Source organism: Serratia sp. BNK-4, from assembly GCF_048685115.1.
Lineage (GTDB): Bacteria > Pseudomonadota > Gammaproteobacteria > Enterobacterales > Enterobacteriaceae > Serratia > Serratia bockelmannii.
Map to the genome: position 1 here is coordinate 2,078,220 of NZ_JBLQTM010000001.1, position 17,332 is coordinate 2,095,551.

The 17,332-nt window shown below is 58.8% G+C and carries 18 protein-coding genes; 6 read left to right on the plus strand and 12 right to left on the minus strand.

What is annotated here, in order from left to right:
* Positions 1-189: 189 nt before the first annotated feature.
* Positions 190-1,677, plus strand: coding sequence for an MFS transporter (locus ACMGGW_RS10165; protein ID WP_197831964.1), 1,488 nt, complete (start codon positions 190-192; stop codon positions 1,675-1,677).
* A gap of 50 nt (positions 1,678-1,727) precedes the next feature.
* Here ACMGGW_RS10165 and ACMGGW_RS10170 read toward each other — a convergent pair whose 3' ends face one another.
* Positions 1,728-2,027: a DUF1161 domain-containing protein gene (locus ACMGGW_RS10170; protein WP_060447219.1), complete on the minus strand. Its 300-nt coding sequence runs from the start codon at positions 2,025-2,027 to the stop codon at positions 1,728-1,730.
* Between the two features lie 89 nt (positions 2,028-2,116).
* A complete protein-coding gene (locus ACMGGW_RS10175) occupies positions 2,117-2,485 on the minus strand; it encodes a DUF1283 family protein (RefSeq protein WP_019455910.1) in 369 nt (122 codons plus the stop codon).
* A 148-nt stretch (positions 2,486-2,633) separates the two neighbouring features.
* Here ACMGGW_RS10175 and ACMGGW_RS10180 point away from each other — a divergent pair, with 148 nt between their 5' ends.
* Positions 2,634-2,960, plus strand: a complete 327-nt coding sequence (locus ACMGGW_RS10180) for a YnfA family protein (RefSeq protein ID WP_025302721.1) — start codon at positions 2,634-2,636, stop codon at positions 2,958-2,960.
* A 36-nt stretch (positions 2,961-2,996) separates the two neighbouring features.
* Here ACMGGW_RS10180 and ydfG read toward each other — a convergent pair whose 3' ends face one another.
* The 6 genes from ydfG to ACMGGW_RS10210 all read right to left on the minus strand — a co-directional run bounded on the left by ydfG (position 2,997) and on the right by ACMGGW_RS10210 (position 8,778).
* A complete protein-coding gene (gene ydfG, locus ACMGGW_RS10185; RefSeq protein ID WP_025302722.1) occupies positions 2,997-3,746 on the minus strand; it encodes a bifunctional NADP-dependent 3-hydroxy acid dehydrogenase/3-hydroxypropionate dehydrogenase YdfG in 750 nt (249 codons plus the stop codon).
* Positions 3,747-3,871: 125 nt separating this feature from the next.
* Positions 3,872-4,393: a GNAT family N-acetyltransferase gene (locus ACMGGW_RS10190; protein ID WP_025302723.1), complete on the minus strand. Its 522-nt coding sequence runs from the start codon at positions 4,391-4,393 to the stop codon at positions 3,872-3,874.
* 199 nt (positions 4,394-4,592) lie between these two features.
* On the minus strand, positions 4,593-6,944 hold the full coding sequence (fecA, locus tag ACMGGW_RS10195; protein WP_197831965.1) for a TonB-dependent Fe(3+) dicitrate receptor FecA: 2,352 nt from the start codon (positions 6,942-6,944) through the stop codon (positions 4,593-4,595).
* Between the two features lie 115 nt (positions 6,945-7,059).
* Positions 7,060-8,016 carry a ferric citrate uptake sigma factor regulator FecR gene (gene fecR / locus ACMGGW_RS10200; protein ID WP_060447217.1) on the minus strand — a complete coding sequence of 319 codons (957 nt, stop codon included), beginning with the start codon at positions 8,014-8,016 and terminating at the stop codon, positions 7,060-7,062.
* On the minus strand, positions 8,013-8,537 hold the full coding sequence (fecI, locus tag ACMGGW_RS10205; protein ID WP_197831966.1) for a ferric citrate uptake sigma factor FecI: 525 nt from the start codon (positions 8,535-8,537) through the stop codon (positions 8,013-8,015). Before fecI ends, fecR begins: the two co-directional genes overlap by 4 nt.
* Positions 8,538-8,595: 58 nt before the next feature.
* Complete coding sequence (locus ACMGGW_RS10210; protein WP_127146125.1) at positions 8,596-8,778, minus strand: hypothetical protein; 183 nt, start codon at positions 8,776-8,778, stop codon at positions 8,596-8,598.
* A 187-nt stretch (positions 8,779-8,965) separates the two neighbouring features.
* On the opposite strand from ACMGGW_RS10210, the gene guaD reads away from it, so the two are divergent.
* Entirely contained in the window at positions 8,966-10,282 is a 1,317-nt protein-coding gene (gene guaD / locus ACMGGW_RS10215) for a guanine deaminase (RefSeq protein ID WP_197831967.1), read from the plus strand.
* Here the strand turns inward: guaD and ACMGGW_RS10220 are convergent.
* The gene (locus ACMGGW_RS10220) at positions 10,264-11,430 is read right to left on the minus strand and encodes an MFS transporter (RefSeq protein ID WP_197831968.1); all 1,167 of its coding nucleotides are present in this window, start codon (positions 11,428-11,430) and stop codon (positions 10,264-10,266) included. The genes guaD and ACMGGW_RS10220 overlap by 19 nt on opposite strands.
* A 103-nt stretch (positions 11,431-11,533) precedes the next feature.
* Here ACMGGW_RS10220 and ACMGGW_RS10225 point away from each other — a divergent pair, with 103 nt between their 5' ends.
* The 3 genes from ACMGGW_RS10225 (at position 11,534) to ACMGGW_RS10235 (ending at position 16,264) form a co-directional block, all read left to right on the plus strand.
* The gene (locus tag ACMGGW_RS10225; protein WP_025302729.1) at positions 11,534-12,448 is read left to right on the plus strand and encodes a LysR family transcriptional regulator; all 915 of its coding nucleotides are present in this window, start codon (positions 11,534-11,536) and stop codon (positions 12,446-12,448) included.
* Positions 12,449-12,885: 437 nt separating this feature from the next.
* Positions 12,886-14,172 (plus strand): HlyD family secretion protein, encoded by a 1,287-nt coding sequence (locus ACMGGW_RS10230; protein WP_049295529.1) that lies wholly within the window; start codon positions 12,886-12,888, stop codon positions 14,170-14,172.
* Positions 14,165-16,264 carry a peptidase domain-containing ABC transporter gene (locus tag ACMGGW_RS10235; protein WP_016927850.1) on the plus strand — a complete coding sequence of 700 codons (2,100 nt, stop codon included), beginning with the start codon at positions 14,165-14,167 and terminating at the stop codon, positions 16,262-16,264. Before ACMGGW_RS10230 ends, ACMGGW_RS10235 begins: the two co-directional genes overlap by 8 nt.
* Positions 16,265-16,450: 186 nt before the next feature.
* Here the strand turns inward: ACMGGW_RS10235 and ACMGGW_RS10240 are convergent, their stop codons facing one another.
* Genes ACMGGW_RS10240 through ACMGGW_RS10250 form a run of 3 tightly spaced genes read right to left on the minus strand, consistent with a single transcriptional unit; the run spans position 16,451 to position 17,233 of the window.
* Entirely contained in the window at positions 16,451-16,738 is a 288-nt protein-coding gene (locus tag ACMGGW_RS10240) for a hypothetical protein (RefSeq protein ID WP_025302730.1), read from the minus strand.
* A gap of 42 nt (positions 16,739-16,780) precedes the next feature.
* A complete protein-coding gene (locus tag ACMGGW_RS10245) occupies positions 16,781-16,948 on the minus strand; it encodes a hypothetical protein (RefSeq protein ID WP_016927849.1) in 168 nt (55 codons plus the stop codon).
* A gap of 24 nt (positions 16,949-16,972) precedes the next feature.
* Complete coding sequence (locus ACMGGW_RS10250; RefSeq protein ID WP_016927848.1) at positions 16,973-17,233, minus strand: hypothetical protein; 261 nt, start codon at positions 17,231-17,233, stop codon at positions 16,973-16,975.
* Between the last annotated feature and the right edge of the window lie 99 nt (positions 17,234-17,332).

The window sequence follows — 17,332 nt, forward strand, 5'->3', positions numbered from 1 at the left end:
AGCCCGCGTCAGCGCTGGGATGCATGGAAAGTGAAAAAAATCCGCCGCATAACGTTACGCCGTAACAATGAGTCCAAATGGTGCGATTCGCCGCCGGCAAAGACAGGATGTGAGGGCGGATAGACTCGGCGCAGGCGCTTGCTGATATACTCAGAGAAAATAAAAACGCCAGGAAAGCTGCATAACGCCATGACAAATAACGTTTCACCCGCACCCATCGCCCACCGGCCGCTGATTCTGATCGCCTGTATGCTGGCGATGTTCATGTCGGCGATCGAAGCCACCATCGTCGCCACCGCCATGCCCACCATTATCGGTGACCTCGGCGGCTTCTCGCTGCTGGGGTGGGTATTCGCGGTCTATTTGCTGGCGCAGGCGATCACCATCCCCATCTACGGGCGGCTGGCGGATCTCTACGGCCGCAAGCGGGTGTTCTTCTTCGGCGCCACGCTGTTCCTGCTGGGATCGGTGCTGTGCGGCTTCGCCCCCGACATGTATTGGCTGATCGGCTTTCGTCTGTTGCAGGGGTTGGGCGCCGGCGCCATCATGCCGATCGCGTCCACCATCATCGGCGACATCTACAGCGCCACCGAGCGGCCGAAGGTGATGGGCTACCTGTCGAGCGTATGGGGCGTGTCGGCGATCATCGGCCCACTGTTGGGGGCGTTTATCGTCCAGCATCTGCCGTGGGCGCTGGTGTTCTGGGTTAACCTGCCGATCGGCTTGCTGGCGATGTTCTTCCTCTGGCGCTATCTGCCGGCACATCAGCAGCTGCGGCGGCACGCGCTGGATCTGGCGGGCACCGCCTGGCTGACGCTGTTCGTTTCGGCGCTGCTATTGGCGCTGTTGCAGATGGAAAGTCTGGGATGGTGGGTGGCGCCGCTGTTTGCGCTGGCGGCGGCGTCGCTGGCGCTGCTTGTCCGCCAGGAGCGGCGTGCGGTCGAACCGTTGTTCCCGCTGGCGCTGTGGCAAAGCCGGGTGATCGTCGCCGGCAACATCGGCGGGCTGGTGATCGGTGCGGCGATGATGGGCATCAGCGCTTTCCTGCCCACCTTCATTCAGGGCGTGATGGGCGGCTCGCCGCTGGAGGCGGGCACCACGCTGGCCCTGATGTCGATCGGTTGGCCGCTGGCCAGCACGCTGAGCGGCCGTTTGATGCTGATGACCTCGTATCGCGCCACGGCGCTGCTGGGGGCGCTGCTGTTGGTGGCGGGCGGCCTGATATTGCTGCTGTTGCAGCCGGCGGGCGGCCTGCTGTGGGGCCGGGTGGCGGCGTTTATGGTCGGCGCCGGTATGGGGTTGTGCAACACCACGTTTCTGGTTTCGGTGCAGAACGCGGCGCATTACAGCATTCGCGGCATCGCCACCGCCTGTACGGTGTTTACCCGCATGGTGGGCTCGGCCATCGGCACCGCTATTCTGGGCGCGACGCTGAATCTCAACCTGCAGTGGCGTTTGCCGGAGATTGACGATCCGGTGCAGCGTCTGATGGAACCGGCGGTGCGCCAGAGCATGGGGAGCGAGGCGCTGGCGCACTTGACCCAGCAGGTGGCGGCTTCGCTGCATTGGGTATTTCTGGTGTCGGCGTTGGTGTCGTTGCTGGCGCTGGCGGCGGCGATGCTGATCCCGGCGCGTTGTCGGCCGCAGGGCGAAGAAGAAGAGGCGGAGCAGGCGTAAGGGAGAAGGAAAGGGCGCTGCTGCAGAGCGCCCGGGATAGCCGGTGTGGCTTACTGCGTGTTGGAGGTATCCTGGCTGGAGCCGGTCTGCGCCGCGTCACCGCGATCGTCGCCGTTGTTCAGGCGGGTATAGACGATCTTCTGGGTGTCGTTTTCGCAGTGGCCGACCACCTGGCCACCCGCTTGATCGGCCTGATCGTTGGGCACGATCTCCAGTTTGAAGCCGGACTCCGGTACGCCGTTATTGACGATTTTTTGCGAAATGTCCGCTTTCACGCTTTCGCAGGAGGCCAGTGCCGCCAGCGGGGCGCCGGCCAGCAACACAGCGGTTAATATCAGCGTTTTTTTCATCACGTCATCCTTTTAGACAATGGACTTCCTGTAACAGGATAGCAGCAACGGCGACCGGGTTTCACGCTTGCCCGCCCGCCGCAGGCGGATTAAGGATTAATCCGACGGCCGGTCTGGCGATCCAGGCATTTACGGGTGTCCGGTTCCCAGTAGGCGTTGACGTTGTTGCTGTCGTTGCAACGGTCTTCGTCATCCGCGGCGCGATCGGCCTTGTCGAACTCTTTCTCGACGCGAGTGTTAACCTTGTGGCGCAGGGTTTTGGTATCATTCCACTGCTCTTTGCTCTGGCGCGCTTCTTCGGTGCTCATCGCGCCGCTGCCTTTGCCATCGACGGTGACGCAGGTGCTGCCCTGAGTGCAGGTGGCGGCCAGCGCCGGCGCCTGCCAGGCGCCCATAACGGCCAGCATGGCGACCGGCAGCATCCCGCGCAGCAGTCGTTGGGTCGAAAATGTTTTCATCGTTTCATCCTTATGAGTGAGTGCGCCTGATGATGGCGGCACTGGCGTTACCTCGCCCGCAGGCGTGGTGACAAATATACCACTGCGTTCCTGGAATTCACCAGCCAAGCGCCGATTCGTTTACTTTATCGAGAGAAAACTGCGACCGATGTTAAAAACCACGCTGTTGTTTTTCGCCACTGCGCTCGCCGAAATTATCGGCTGTTTCCTGCCTTACCTGTGGCTCAAGAAGCAGGGCAGCGCCTGGCTGCTGCTGCCGGCGGCATTAAGCCTGATGCTGTTTGTCTGGCTGTTGACACTGCATCCGGCGGCCAGCGGGCGAGTCTACGCGGCCTATGGCGGCGTGTATGTGGCGACGGCGCTGCTGTGGCTGCGGGTGGTGGATGGGGTGAAGCTGTCTGCGCTGGACTGGGTGGGCGCCGGGGTGGCGCTGGTGGGCATGCTGATCATCGTTTCCGGCTGGCGCGCGGCCTGAGGAAACAGGGCGGGAGTCGCCTCCCGCCGCCAGGGATCAGGCGCCGCGGTGGATGTTCAGCCCGGCGAAGGACTGGCTGACCGGCATCATTTCCAGCGTGTTGATGTTGACGCGCGCCGGCAACGTGGCGACCCAGAACACCGACTCGGCGATGTCTTCCGGCGTCAGCGCATCGGCGCCTTCGTAGGTTTTATTGACCTTGCCGTCATCGCCCTTGAAGCGCACGTTGGAAAACTCGGTGCCGCCCACCAGGCCCGGCTCGATATCGGTCACGCGGATGCGCGTGCCGTGCAGATCGGCACGCAGGCCCAGGCTGAACTGTTTGACGAACGCCTTGGTGGCGCCGTACACGTTGCCGCCGGCGTAAGGCCAGTTGGCGGCGGTGGAGCCGATGTTGATCACATGGCCGACGTTGCGTTCGACCATGGCCGGCAGCAGCGCGCGCGTCATGTTCACCAGCCCTTTGGCGTTGGTGTCAATCATGGTTTCCCAGTCATCGGCGTTGGCCTTGTGCGCCGGCTCCAGCCCCAGCGCCAGCCCAGCGTTGTTCACCAGCACGTCGATCTGACGCAGCTCGGCCGGCAGTGCTTCGATCGCCTGTTGAATGGCGGCGCGGTTGCGCACGTCGAGCCGCACGATGTGCAGCGCTTGCCCTAATTCGTCCTGCAGCTCTTCGAGACGCTCAAGGCGGCGCCCGGCGGCGATCACCTGGTGGCCTTCACGGATAAAACGGCGCGCAATGGCTTCGCCGAAACCGGAGGTGGCGCCGGTAACAAAAATAATCATGTTGCTGTTCCTCAACTGTTTTTACCCTACATGCCTCTATCATTAGCACAAACCCGCAGGCAGTGGCAGCGGTTATCACGGCGGAAAGCAAAAAAGGTCACACCGGGCCGGCGGCCCGATGCTGATTAGCGCTGAGGCGGTAAGTGGTACACTACGGCGTCATACTTGACGCGTTCGCAACGGCCGGCCAGCACGCCGCCCAGCGACTCGACGAGGCGGCGGCTGGCGGTATTCTGTTCGGCCACCGGGTAGATAAGGTGCTGCGGCTGAAAGCGTTCGCTGACCCAACGCGCGATGCTCTCAACGATTTCGCGGCCGTAACCCTGGCCATGCAGGCTCTCTTTGACCCAGATGCCCAGCTCCGGGGTGTGGCTGCGCAGGTTGTGTGCGCCGCCGACGCCGACGAACTCTCGGTCTTCGCGCCGGCGGGCGACGAAGATCACTTCTTCGCCTTCGCGCATCAGCGGCAGCCAGCCTTGCCAGACGTTGGCGAAATCTTCCGGTGACGCTTCCGGCTCAAAGGTCATAAAGCGCGTCAGAGTGGGGGTGATCGCCTGGTAAACATCGTCGGCGTCTGCTGCGGTAAAGGGGGCAATCAACAAACGGTCGGTGTCCACGCGGCACTGAGAAAGGTCATTATGATTCATCTTATTCCCTCGATTTTCAGGCCAGAACGGCAAAAAATCCGCGCCCATAAATCGGGGCGGATCGTCGATACTACGCGTATTGGCGTCAGAAGCGACTTATTTTTCGCCGTTGCGGCGGCGCGGAGGAGCGGTTTTATGTGACATCGTCACGTTGATGGGAAAGGCGGCGGGCACGGTTAACCGCACCCGCCGCTGAAGATCAGAACTTCACCGAACCTTGCAGATAGATCGTGCGCGGCTGGCCGATGTACAGACCTTTGTTGTTGTCGTCATAGGCGCGGGTGAAATACTCGTGGTTGAACAGGTTTTTCACCCCGACGCCCAGATTCAGACCGGCCATTTCCGGGCCGAAATCATAGGCGGCGCGCACGCCCCACAGCATATAGCCGGGAATGCGGCCGGTGCTGCCGTCGGCGCTTTCCGCCACGGTGTTGGCGTTGTCGGCGAACTGGCTGGACTGGAACTCGCCGTTAAGATTAAACGCCCAGTTGCCCGGCGTGTAGTCCAGCCCCAGCGTGCCTTTATGCTTCGGCGAGAACGGCACCTGGTTGCCCTTGTAGCCGCCGTCTTCGCGGATGGTGGCGTTGACGTAGGCGTAGCTGGCGTAGGCGGTCAGGTCGTCCAGTTTCGGCGTCAGCTGCGACAGATCGTAACGCAGGCTGCCTTCCAGCCCGGCGTGGCGGGTTTTGCCGCGCGCGGTCACGCTGTCGGTCACCTGGTTGGAGTCGTACTGGTTGTTGAAGTTGATCAGGAACAGCCCGATCTCGCCGGTCAGCGCATCGCCGGCGTAGCGGGTGCCCAGCTCCCAGGTGCGCGCCTTCTCCGGTTCAATCTTGCCGCTGTCGACCGCTTTGCCCATCTGGCTGTATTGCACGGTGCCGAAGGAGCCTTCGGTGTTGGCGTACAGGTTCCAGTATTCGTTCAGGTGATACATCACGTTCAACGCCGGCAGCGGCGCGTTATAGCTAACGTCGAGGCGGTTGTTCTTGATGTAGTTGTTCTGATACGACTTGATGTACTCGTAGCGCATGCCCGGCGTGATAGTCCAGTCGCCGATGTCGATGCGATCGTCGATATAGAAGGCGTGCGCCTCGGTGCCGGACTGGGTGTCGCGATCGTACGGGCTGGCGGTGGACGGCAGCCTGCCGGTGCTGGCCTTGCTGGTGTAGCGTAGCTCGTGGGTGGATTCGCTGACGTAGCGGTAGCCGACGCCGACCTCATGCGCCGAATCGCCCCAGCGGAAACTCTGGCTGTAGCGCGGTTCCACGCCGCGTACCCAGTATTCGCGCGGCGACAGCGTCAGGTTTTTACCCTGATCCAGATAGCCGCTGCGCAGGGTATAGGTGTAGAAGCTCTGCACGTCGAACTTATGCTGTTGATCCGGCTGATACTGATAGCCGAAGTTGGCCAACTGGCGGCGGCCCCAGAACTTGTCGAACGGGCGCGTCGACTGGAATGGGTTGGCGTTGTAGTCCGCCCGGCTCAGGCCGCCCGGCATGTCCGCTTCGCCTTCGTAGTATTGCAGCAGGCTGTTGAAGGTGTGCACCTCGTTCGGGGCGTAGCGGCTTTTCAGCATCACGTCGTCAATCTTGGTCGCGCTGTGCTCGCGCCAGTCGCTGCCGCGGGTGCCGGAGTAGAGCAGCGCCGCGCCGAAGCCGTTGTCGGCGGTGCCGCCGATCATCAGGTTGCCGGTGCCTTTCGGGTGATCCTGGCGCGAGGTCGGGCTGAGCTGCCCCTGCATGCCGGCCTCCATGCCGAAGGTTTTCGGGATGGCGCGGGTGACGAAGTTAACCACGCCGCCGACGCTCTGCGGCCCGTAGCGCACCGCACCGCCGCCGCGCACCACGTCAATCGCGTCCATATTGCCGAGCGAGATCGGCGCCAGCGACAGCTGCGGCTGGCCGTAAGGGGCGAAGGGCACTGGGATGCCGTCCATCAGCACGGTGGAGCGGCTGGCGAGGCGCGGATTGAGGCCGCGAATGCCGAAGTTCAGCGCCATGTCATGGCTGCCGGTGCCGTTGTTCTCCGGCGCCACTACGCCCGGCACTCGGTTCAACGCTTCGCGCACGGTGGTGGTGCCGGTTTTGACGAAGTCTTCTCGGCGTACTACGTCGCGTGCACCGGGATGTTCGAACACGTCGATCTGGCGGCCTTCCGCCAACCAGTCGCCGACCACGGTGATGTCCTCTTCCTTCTGTGGCTGCGGCAGTTTGGCCAGCGTGTAACCGTTGTTGCCGAGCGCTTTAGCCTGCAGGCCGCTGCCCGCCAGCAGGGCGTTCAGGCCGTCATCGACGCCGTAGCTGCCGCTCAGGCCCGGCGAACGTTTACCGGCGGTCAGCGTGCCGTCCACCGAGAGCGCGATGCCGGCGCGCGCGGCGAACGCGTTCAGCGCGCCGTCCAGCTCACCGGCCGGAATGTGATAGGCGGCAGCGGCGCTGGCGGCGCTCGCCATCTGCGGTGCAGCGAAGACCAAGCCAATGGCCACGGCCAGCGGCGTGGCCCGTTTTCCCCAAAGCGAAGCCGGAGCGACCTTTCCCCAAGCGTTGTTCATACCTTCTCCTGAATCATTTTTTATTTATTGCTGCAGTGTTTTCCTGGGAGTCGGATGAGCGAAGCAAAAGGGACAATCAAGAATGCGATTTTTTATCATTTTTATTTAAAAAGATTCAGGCAGGGACGATTTGCAGCCAATAGCGGGTAAAGCTCTGCAGGCGCACCGGCAGGGTCTGGCTGAGCAGGGCGAGGGCGCGATCGGTATCGTTGAGCGGGAAACTGCCGCTGACGCGCAGGCCGGCGACGGCCGGATCGCAGCTCAGGTGGCCGCGCCGGTAGCGCGCCAGTTCGGCGATCACCCGGTCCAGCCGCCACTGGCTGACGCTCAACACGCCGCGCAGCCAGCCGTCCTCCGTCGTGGCCGGTTGTTTGTCGCTGAAGGCCGTGGTGCTGAAGCTGATCTGTTCTCCGGCGTTCACCCGGCGCTTTTGTTGCGCGTCTTGCGCCAGCTGCGCCTCGACCGCGTGTTCCAGCACCGCCAGGCGAGTTTCGCCGTCGCTCTCGCGCACCAAAAAACGGGTGCCGAGCGCGCGCATCGCCCCCTGCGGGCTTTGTACCCACAGCGGCCGGGGATCGCGTCCGGTCACCAGGCTGATTTCTCCGGCGTGCAAGCGGATCAACCGTTGGCGATCGTCGTAATGCACGTCTACCGCGCTGGCGGTGTTCAACACCAGCTGGGTGCCGTCGCTTAACACAATGGGTTTGATTTCGCCGGTAGCGGTGCGGTAGTCGGCGCGCAGCTCCCGGCCGAGCGGCGACTGGTAGAAGAATCCGCCGCCGCCCACGCCGAGCAGCAACAGCAGACTCTTCAGCAGGGTGCGGCGATCGATCGCCGACTGGCGGTCGGCGCGATCGAGCGCACGGTAGCTGAACTTGCCCGGCACGCCCTGCAACTGACTCTGCAGCGCTTCGACGCGCTGCCAGGCCCAGCGGTGATCGTCATGCTGCTGGTGCCAGGCTTGCCATTGTTGGCGCTGGCGTTCGGTGACGTGCTCATCGCACAGCAGGGCATACCAGTGTGCGGCCATTTTCAGCGCCTGGCGCTGCTCGGGGGTGATGGCGTTGCTCATGAATAAATGTCGTTTTCGAGGCTGAACAGCAGGCAATGCTCGGTGGCTTTGGCCATGTATTTTTTAACCGAACTGACCGACACGCCGAGGCGCGCGGCGATGTCCGCATAGCCCAGACCGTCGAGCTGCGACAACAGAAAGGCCTGTTTTACCTTCGGCCCCAGGCCATCGAGCATGGCGTCGATCTGCTGCAGGCTTTCCAGCAGGCTCTGGCGCTGCTCCGGCGACGGGGCGTAGCCTTCCGGGATCAGCACCAGCATCTCCAGATAGGCGCGTTCCAGCGTTCTGCGGCGGAACAGATCGACCATCACCCGCTTGGCGACGGTGACCAGAAAATCTTTCGGCTCGCGCAGGGTCGCCGCGGCGTCGCTTTTCAGCAGGCGCATGAAGGTGTCCTGCACCACATCGTCCGCGTCGAACGCGCAGCCCAGCCGCCTGCGCAACCATCCCTGCAACCAGGCATGATGGGTGGCGTAAAGGCGCGACAGCGCGGTGTGCGGGGCGGAAGCGGTGGCGGACATGGTTTTCGCATTGCTGGTCAAAAAGATGCGCGGATGATAATTGAGAATGGTTATCGTTTCAAGTTTGTCGGGTGGCCTGCGGAATGGGCCAGACCGCTTTGCATCGTGTTGGAATAAACGTCACGGCCGCGAAATTATCCGCTTGCCCAATAAAGGTGCAGCGGCGCGGTGTTATTTCGGCAAGCAAACGGTTGCTATTCGTCTGCCGTTGAAGACCGCCACGCGTTTTATTCTTTTTCATCGGTTGGTTTTCTTTGGTTGAATTAGTATCAATCTGTTTTTAAATAAAAATATATTTTATGACCGCCTGTTGGCACACGGCTTGCTATGCTTAATCCGGTCTTTATGTTTGGGTAAAAAAGGCCTTGTTTCATCATCGCAAGTTATTACGCGGGTGGGCTTGGCCGGCCGTCACAAGGAAGAAAATAATGGCACTGCAATTCACCACGGCTATTCGTGGCAATTTTTTTGATATCGCCGCCTGTGTGGAGGCGCCGCAACAGCTCGAGGAACGCCTGCGGCATGTTCCCGACGGTTTGCTGCTGCTGAACGACGGCGTCATCGTCTGGTTCGGCAGCTGGCAGCAGGGCGAGGCGCTGCTGCCACCGGGCTTCGCGGTCACGGAGTATCGCGACAAACCGATCGTACCGGGGTTTATCGATACCCATATCCACTATCCGCAAACCGAAATGATTGGCGCCTATGGCGATCAACTGCTGGACTGGTTAAACAATTACACCTTCCCGACCGAAAGCCGTTACGGCTGCGAGCAGCACGCCGATGCGATGTCGGCCTTCTTTCTGCGGGAGTTGTTGAGCAACGGCACCACCACCGCGCTGGTGTTCGGCACCGTGCATCCGCAGTCGGTCGATACGCTGTTCAGCCAGGCGGCAGCGCTGAACATGCGCCTGATCGCCGGTAAGGTGATGATGGATCGCCATGCGCCGGAGGCGCTGCTGGAAACGCCGGAGCAGAGTTACCGCCAAACGCGTGAACTGATCGAACGCTGGCACGGCAAAGGCCGCCTCGGTTACGCCATTACGCCGCGCTTTGCGCCCACCAGTACGCCGGCGTTGCTGGCGCAGGTGCAGCGGCTGCGCGAAGAATTCCCCGACGTTTGGCTGCAGACGCACCTGAGCGAGAATCCGCAGGAAGTGGCCTGGGTAAAATCGCTGTTCCCGCAGAACCAAAGCTATCTGGACGTTTACCATCGCTACGGCATGACCGGCGGTAAAAGCGTGTTCGCCCACTGCCTGCACCTGGAGGAGCAGGAGTGGGACTGCCTGTGCGAGACCCGCTCGGCAATCGCCTTTTGCCCCACCTCCAACCTGTTTCTCGGCAGCGGGCTGTTTGACCTGCAGCAGGCCTGGCGCAAGCGGGTGAAGCTCGGTATCGGCACCGACGTAGGGGCCGGCACCACCTTCAATATGCTACGCACGCTGGGTGAGGCGTACAAGGTCGGCCAACTGCAGCATTACCGGCTCGCCGCCGTAGAAGCGTTCTATCATGCCACCCTGGGCGGTGCCCGCGCGCTGTCGCTGGACGACAAAATCGGCAACTTCAACGTCGGCAAAGAGGCGGATTTCGTGGTGCTCGATCCGGCGGTCACGCCGCTGCAGCAGTTGCGCTACGCCAACAGCGCCACGTCTGCGGAGCAAGGGTTCGTGCTGATGACCCTGGGAGACGATCGCAACATTTATCGCACCTATGTGAATGGTAAGGTGGTTTATGAGGCGTCGCGCTGACACAGCCGCGCCTGCAGCCAAACGCTGAGCGGTGCGACGGCGACGGCACTCAGCGCGCACAGCCATAACAGACGTTGCAAACTGAGCGGGGTGAGGCCGCCGCTCAGCAGCGTGGAGGAGAGCAAGAAGGCCACCGTGGCGCTCAGGTGTATCAGGGCGGTTTGCAGTACGCCGAAGGCGGCGCGTTGCCGATTGTCCGGCCAGCGCATGCTCAGGGAAGAGATCGCCACCAGCCGCGCATAGGCCGCCGCGAGAAACGCGACCATGAACAGTTCACCGCGATCGCCACCGCGCGCCACCAGCCACAGGCTGCCCAGCAGCAACAGCGTGGCGCCCACCGTCAGCGTCACGGCACCAAAGCGTTGCAGCCAGCGGCCTGCCAGCACGGTCGCCAGATAACCGGCCACGCCGCCGATGAAAAATAGCCAGGACAAATGCGCGTCTACCACCTGTAACCGCTGGGTGAGCAGCGGCGCCAGCACCGGGATCAGCAGCATTGGGCTGAACTGCGTCAGGCCGGCGGCGGCGGCGAACAGCAACAACCGGCGATCGAGCGTGACGGGCGCGGCAGCCTGTGGCTGCGGCGCATCCCTGGGAACGAACAGCGCCACCAACACCGCCGCCAGCAGACACAGCCCGCCGATAGCCGCCAGCGCAACGTGCCAGCTTGCCACTTCGCACAGGTACAGCATGCCCGGCATGCCGACAATGCTCACCAGCGAAAAAGACGCGATCACCGTCGCCAGCATTCTGCCGTGCAGCGCGGCCGGCGCGGCGTTGAGCAGCAAGCCGATCCCGACGCCCATCGTGGTGCCGCCCAACAGCCCGGCCAGCAGCCGCAGCGCTAACAGCCAGTAAAACTGCTGGGTTGTGGCGATCAATAAGGTGGTCACGCCCAGTAGCGTGACATTGAGCATCAGAAAGCGCTGCTTCTCAACGCCGCCGATCCAGAAAAATGCGCCGATGCCGGAAATCACCGCCGCCAGCGTATAGGCCGCGCTGACATAGCCGGCGTAACTGACGGGCACGGAAAAGTCGGCGGCCATGTAGAGGAATATCGGGTTGAATACCATGTATTCCAGTGCGTTGGTGAACTGAATAAAGGCGATGACCAGCGCTATCGCCGTCAGCTTTCTCGTGGGTGTCATAAGCATCTATCGGTTGCAGAGTCAGGCCGGCAGTGTAGCGCTTGGCGTTGATCGGGATTAGATGGTAGAAATGGCATGGTTTGTTATCAAATCAGGGATAATCATGCGCGATAAATTGGATTTAAACCTGTTACGCATCTTCGTGGCGGTGGTGGAGCAAGGCAGCTTCGTCGGGGCGGCGCGGGCGCTGGCGATGCCGACCTCCAACGTCAGCCGCTATATCTCTCAGCTGGAGCGCCAGCTCGAGCAGCGATTGCTCGAACGCAGCACTCGCTCGATGCGGCTGACGCCGAACGGCCAACTGTTGCATGAACGCACCCAGCCGCTGCTGGCGTCGCTGGAACACACCGCGCAAACCCTCAGCGAACGGCAGCAACAGCTGCGTGGGCCGCTGCGCCTGTGCGTGCCCAATGAAGTGGGGCCATACCTGTTGGGCGAGCCGCTGGCGGCGTTCGCCCTGCAGCATCCGCAGATCGAAATCAGCTGCGTGACTAACCTGGCGGGTATGACGTCGCTGCTCGACGATGTCGATCTGGCGGTGATGATCAGCCGGGGCATGCTGGACGACAGCGACTATGTCGCGCAGCCGCTGGCGTCTTTCCCCTGCATCGTGGTGGCCGCTCCGGCGTTGCTGGCGCAGTGGTCGCCGTTGTCGGAGATTGAACAATTCACGCAATTGCCCTGCATCAGCACGGTGGATGCGCTGAAGGGCATGCCGTGGCAGTTCGTCCGCCCGGACGGAACCTTCGTTACCGTCCCGGTCAATGCGCGCTATCGCGTCAATAGCGGGGAGATGGCGCTGAAGGCGGCCTTGGCCGGCGTGGGGTTCGCCATGCTCTCCGAGCTCGGCTGCCGGCCGTTTCTGGCCGATGGCCGTTTGGTTGAGGTGCCGCTGGCACTGCCGCCGGCGCCGCTGCAGCTGTATGCCGTTTACCCCGGTCGCCGCTATCTGCCGGCCAAAACGCGCGCGCTGCTGACCTTTCTGATACAGCAGGTCGGCGAGGCGGCTCACGTCTAATCACTTGTTTTTGCTCAAACTGCCAACTGCCCTAAGCTAGGAGGTGACTCAGAGGGAGCCATTCCCCGAGACCTTATTCCGTGGACATGGAGGCGTTTCGATTTGATGCGTTTATCCACATTGCTGCTCGATCCGGCGGTCACGCCGCTGCCTATTACATATGGCGAGAGATAGAATGAATAGAGTTATTTGATTAGGAGGCTCTTTATTGGTTTTTTATTGATATGCATAGTGATATACGGCTATGTGGCTGGGTAAGTGCGTAAAAAACATTGCATTTATTCGGAACGCCCGATATCATAATGAGAATAATTATCTTTACGATATCGCTAATTAAAAACAACAGATCTGTTTTAATCTCTGCTGCTGTTTTTCGATATGCTTCCGCATTTTACGAGCCAAGGCTGGCTTGAATTTTATTTCTGGAAAGGGATGTCATGCGTGATTTGTTTCGACAGGAAGCCACGGATCATCAGCGGGCGAAATGGGCGGGTAAGGCTTTATTGATAAACGGCTTGCCTGCCTGGTGCTTTGGTCTTTTATCGTTTTTATTTATTCTTGTTTTCCTCTCTTTTCTTATATTCAGTCATTATACACGCCGCATTAATGTTTATGGTGAAATCACCACCTTCCCCCGCTCAGTCAACGTGTTTGCGCCCCAACAGGGTTTTATCTCAGAACGCTTCGTCGAAGTGGGGGATGTGGTTAAAAAAGGCCAGCGTCTTTATCAGATTGATGTCAGCCGAGTGACGGATAACGGGAAAGTGAGCGCCAATACGCGCCTGGCGCTTGAAAACCAGTTAAAACATGTCGACAGCATCATTCTTAAGTTGCAAGACAACAAGCGTATGACGCTGGAAAATCTACGCGCGCAAAAAAAACAGTATGAATTGGCGCATATGCAGTCCAAACAGCTGTTGGATAATGCACGAGAGGGGGTGGCATTTGCTCAGGACAACATGCGTTCCTATAAGGAATATCAGCAACGCGGTCTGATTACCAAAGATCAGCTTAGCGGGCAAACCTATTCATTTTATCAACAACAAAGTCTGTTCCAAAACTTGCATAGTCAACACATTCAGGAGTCGTTGCAAATTACGAATTTGGAAAGTGACATCGTTACGCGCGCGGCAGATTTTGATAACCAAATTTCGCAGTACCAGTTTCAGCGCAATGATTTGCAACGGCAGTTAGCGGAAGCCGATGCCAGCGGCGCATTGATCGTGAACGCCCCAAGCGATGGCCGCATTGAGTCTCTCAGCGTTACGCCGGGTCAGATGGTCAATAGCGGTGACAGCTTGGTACAGATTATTCCACGTAACGGCGCGATTTATCAGCTAGTTTTATGGTTGCCGAACACCAGTGTGCCTTATGTTTCAGCGGGGGACGGCATTAACATTCGCTATGACGCTTTCCCTTATGAGAAGTTCGGTCAGTTTCCCGGCAGAATAGAAAGCATCGCTTATGTACCGGCCTCCATTCAAGAAATGTCAACTTACAGCAGTTCTCCCGTGCATCAACCCAGCGCGCAAACGGCATCTTTTTACAAGGTGACCGTTTCCCTGGATAAAACGCATGTCAGTTACCAGGGCAAAGCGTTGCAGCTCACTAACGGCATGCGGGCTCAATCCACGCTGTTTCTGGAAGAAAGGCCTCTATATCAATGGATGTTCTCACCTTTCTACGATATGAAAAACAGCCTGATGGGGCCAATCAATGACTGAATCTTATTTAGACGCGCTAAAGGGCAAACTCAATTTGTCGCTGCGCCGCAAAGTGCCGCAGATCCTGCAAACTGAAGCCTCGGAATGCGGGCTGGCCAGTTTAGCGATGGTATGCCATTACCATGGTTTGCAAATCGATCTGTTTAATCTGCGCAGCCGCTACGGCTTTTCTTCACGCGGGGCGACGCTCTCCGCGTTGATTGACATCGCGAGCGCCCTCAAGCTGCAATCCAGAGCGTTATCGCTGAATATCGATGAGCTTAAAGCGTTGAAAATGCCCTGTATTCTGCATTGGGACATGAAGCATTTCGTGGTGCTTGTCAGTGTCAGCCGAGGGCGGGCGGTGATCCATGATCCTGCCTTTGGCCGTAAAGTGCTGGAGTTGCATGAACTGTCGCGGCATTTTACCGGCGTAGCGCTTGAGCTATGGCCAGACAGTGAATTTCAGCCGATCAAACAGCAAAGCAGATTGCGCTTTCGTAAGCTGATGAGCAATGTGCGCGGCCTTAAGGGAGCCTTGCTAAAGATCTTCTGTCTGTCGATCGTGATTGAAGCGGTTAATCTGCTGTTGCCCGTTGGTACGCAGTTGGTCATGGACCATGTGATTTTGGCCGGCGATCATGATCTTTTAGCGCTGATATGTATAGGATTGCTGTTCTTTATTTTATTCCGCACCGGCGTATCCATGTTGCGCTCGTGGATCTCTATCGTCATGGGCGCGTTGATAGACGTGCAATGGAAGGCGGGAGTGTTTGATCATCTGATGAAATTGCCGCTTTCCTTCTTTGAGAAGCGCAAGTTGGGTGATATTCAATCCCGTTTCGGCTCATTGGATACGATAAGAGCGACTTTCACTACCAGCATCGTCAGCAGCATTATTGATGGCATCATGTCTGTCGGGGTATTTGTCATGATGCTGCTCTATGGCGGCTGGTTAGTTTGGGTGGTGCTCGGCTTTACGGCGATATACGTCATTCTCAGGTTGTCGACTTATCAACATTATCGGCAGCTGTCGGAAGAGCAGTTGGTGAAGGGCGCGCGGGCCGGGTCTCATTTCATGGAGACGTTATATAGCATCAGTACGTTAAAGGCGTTGGGGTTATCTGAAACCCGTTCACAGTATTGGCTGAATCTAAACGTAGAAACGATCAATGCGGGTATCAAGCTGACCAAGTTAAACATGATGTTTGGCGGTTTGGGGGCGTTTATTGCCACCTGCGATCAGGTGATCATCCTTTGGCTCGGCGCGGCATTGGTCATAGACAATCAAATGACGATCGGCATGTTTATCGCGTTTAACGCCTACCGTGGGCAGTTCTCGGAGCGTGCCAGCAGCTTGATCGACATGATGCTTCAGCTGCGAATGTTAAGCTTGCACAATGAAAGGGTGGCGGACATTGTGCTTTCGTCACCGGAACCGCAAATGCCCGCGCGTCAGCTCTTCACAAAAGGCAACGCCGCAGAGCTTCAGGTGCGGAATCTGCGCTACCAGTATGATCGTTTGGCGAAACCCATTATCACGGATTTGAATCTCAGCATTGCCGCGGGAGAAAGCGTGGCGATTGTCGGCCCCTCCGGCGTGGGTAAAACCACATTGATGAAGTTAATGTGTGGGTTGCTGTCGCCGGATGAAGGGGCCGTGCTGGTCGATGGTATGGATATCAGCAACATTGGCGTTAATAATTATCGCCAATGTATCGCTTGCGTGCTGCAAGATGACAAGCTGCTGGCGGGATCTATCGCTGAAAATATTTCAGGATTTGACGCCGAAATGGATCTGAAACGTATCGAGGCGTGCGCACGGCGTTGCAATATGCATGATGATATTCAAAACATGCCGATGGGCTACGAAACATTGATCGGCGAATTGGGGGGAAGCCTTTCTGGCGGACAGAAACAGCGTTTATTGATAGCCCGTGCGCTCTATCGTCGCCCCAGCATTCTGTTTATGGACGAAGCGACCAGCCACCTGGATCTCGATAATGAAACACATATTAACCGCGCTATTTCACAACTGAACATTACCCGCGTGATTATTGCGCACCGTCCATCGACGATTGCCTCTGCGGATAGAGTCATTCAACTCGGGTAACGTCAGCTTCGCTTCACCTGGCTTCTTCATCTCGACATTTTCGCTACGCCAACCGCGCTGCTCACCCTGTGGTGGGCCCATGACAAAAAGGGTTATCATAACGATAACCCTGGCATGAAATGACGCTTTAGGCGCTGAAGCCAACGTTAACCGGGGAGGTCAGCCGTGTGGCTTGCAGGGCCCCGATCAGTTCGAATCGGTATTGTTGTTGTTCCCCCACATGGTACCGCCGCCGTTGCTCCCGCCCCAGGGAATGCCTGATGGGCCAACAGAGCCGGGGGCACGATCGCCGGTGACATAGTTACCGACAGCACCACCGACAATGGTGCCGACAACGCCGCCCGCCACGCCACCGATAGAGCCGATGCCACCGCCGATCGCTGCGCCGACCGTTTCCGCGGAAACCGTCAATGTACCGCTGCGATCTCCTGCACCGGAAATGATTGAACATTCTTCAGAGGTAAGATTGCGCATATTTGCTCCTTAATCATTAAATTTTCAAATAAGCCACGTTTATCATGCCGAGCGTTGCCCGCGATCGCTATTGAGCAATTTATGCGTGCCGATAACGGCAACGGCGATAAGGGCGTATTTCAAGAAGCGATTGAGGGTGAAATAATCCGCAATCGTGCCAGCAACAAGCCCAATTAAAATGGCGAACAATACAATAAGTGACTTTTTCATATGATGAACACGAATCTTCCTGTATTAGTTACTGTCGGCAGGATTGTTCGTCGATGTTTGTTTATTGCCACCCAACATGGATTCCACCATTTTGCCTGCGGTATAGGCGGCACCACCGATAACGGCACCGGCAACAGCGCCTGGGCCGGCACCGACACCGCCAGCCATGGCGCCGGTCATCGCGCCACCAACCGCGCCGGCCGCGACGGCCCCGCCCAGTTCCGCATAGCTGAAATCCCCAGCGGCTGCGATAAAGTTCACTTCATTAATCGTAAGTTCTCTCATAACGACTTCCTTATATTATTGGTTTTTGGTTTTTGCAGTTTTCCGATACCAGAAAAATGCCACTAGCAAGGTTGAAAAGATAAAGGATTGAATGATTGT

Coding starts and splice junctions, on each gene's coding strand:
- ACMGGW_RS10175 (WP_019455910.1), bottom strand. CDS start 2,485: ATGAAAACATTTTCGACCCAACGACTGCTGCGCGGGATGCTGCCGGTC.
- ACMGGW_RS10180 (WP_025302721.1), top strand. CDS start 2,634: ATGTTAAAAACCACGCTGTTGTTTTTCGCCACTGCGCTCGCCGAAATT.
- ACMGGW_RS10165 (WP_197831964.1), top strand. CDS start 190: ATGACAAATAACGTTTCACCCGCACCCATCGCCCACCGGCCGCTGATT.
- fecI (WP_197831966.1), bottom strand. CDS start 8,537: ATGTCCGCCACCGCTTCCGCCCCGCACACCGCGCTGTCGCGCCTTTAC.
- fecA (WP_197831965.1), bottom strand. CDS start 6,944: ATGAACAACGCTTGGGGAAAGGTCGCTCCGGCTTCGCTTTGGGGAAAA.
- ACMGGW_RS10190 (WP_025302723.1), bottom strand. CDS start 4,393: ATGAATCATAATGACCTTTCTCAGTGCCGCGTGGACACCGACCGTTTG.
- ACMGGW_RS10225 (WP_025302729.1), top strand. CDS start 11,534: ATGCGCGATAAATTGGATTTAAACCTGTTACGCATCTTCGTGGCGGTG.
- guaD (WP_197831967.1), top strand. CDS start 8,966: ATGGCACTGCAATTCACCACGGCTATTCGTGGCAATTTTTTTGATATC.
- ACMGGW_RS10240 (WP_025302730.1), bottom strand. CDS start 16,738: ATGCGCAATCTTACCTCTGAAGAATGTTCAATCATTTCCGGTGCAGGA.
- ACMGGW_RS10250 (WP_016927848.1), bottom strand. CDS start 17,233: ATGAGAGAACTTACGATTAATGAAGTGAACTTTATCGCAGCCGCTGGG.
- ACMGGW_RS10245 (WP_016927849.1), bottom strand. CDS start 16,948: ATGAAAAAGTCACTTATTGTATTGTTCGCCATTTTAATTGGGCTTGTT.
- ACMGGW_RS10170 (WP_060447219.1), bottom strand. CDS start 2,027: ATGAAAAAAACGCTGATATTAACCGCTGTGTTGCTGGCCGGCGCCCCG.
- ACMGGW_RS10230 (WP_049295529.1), top strand. CDS start 12,886: ATGCGTGATTTGTTTCGACAGGAAGCCACGGATCATCAGCGGGCGAAA.
- fecR (WP_060447217.1), bottom strand. CDS start 8,016: ATGAGCAACGCCATCACCCCCGAGCAGCGCCAGGCGCTGAAAATGGCC.
- ACMGGW_RS10235 (WP_016927850.1), top strand. CDS start 14,165: ATGACTGAATCTTATTTAGACGCGCTAAAGGGCAAACTCAATTTGTCG.
- ydfG (WP_025302722.1), bottom strand. CDS start 3,746: ATGATTATTTTTGTTACCGGCGCCACCTCCGGTTTCGGCGAAGCCATT.
- ACMGGW_RS10210 (WP_127146125.1), bottom strand. CDS start 8,778: ATGAAAAAGAATAAAACGCGTGGCGGTCTTCAACGGCAGACGAATAGC.
- ACMGGW_RS10220 (WP_197831968.1), bottom strand. CDS start 11,430: ATGACACCCACGAGAAAGCTGACGGCGATAGCGCTGGTCATCGCCTTT.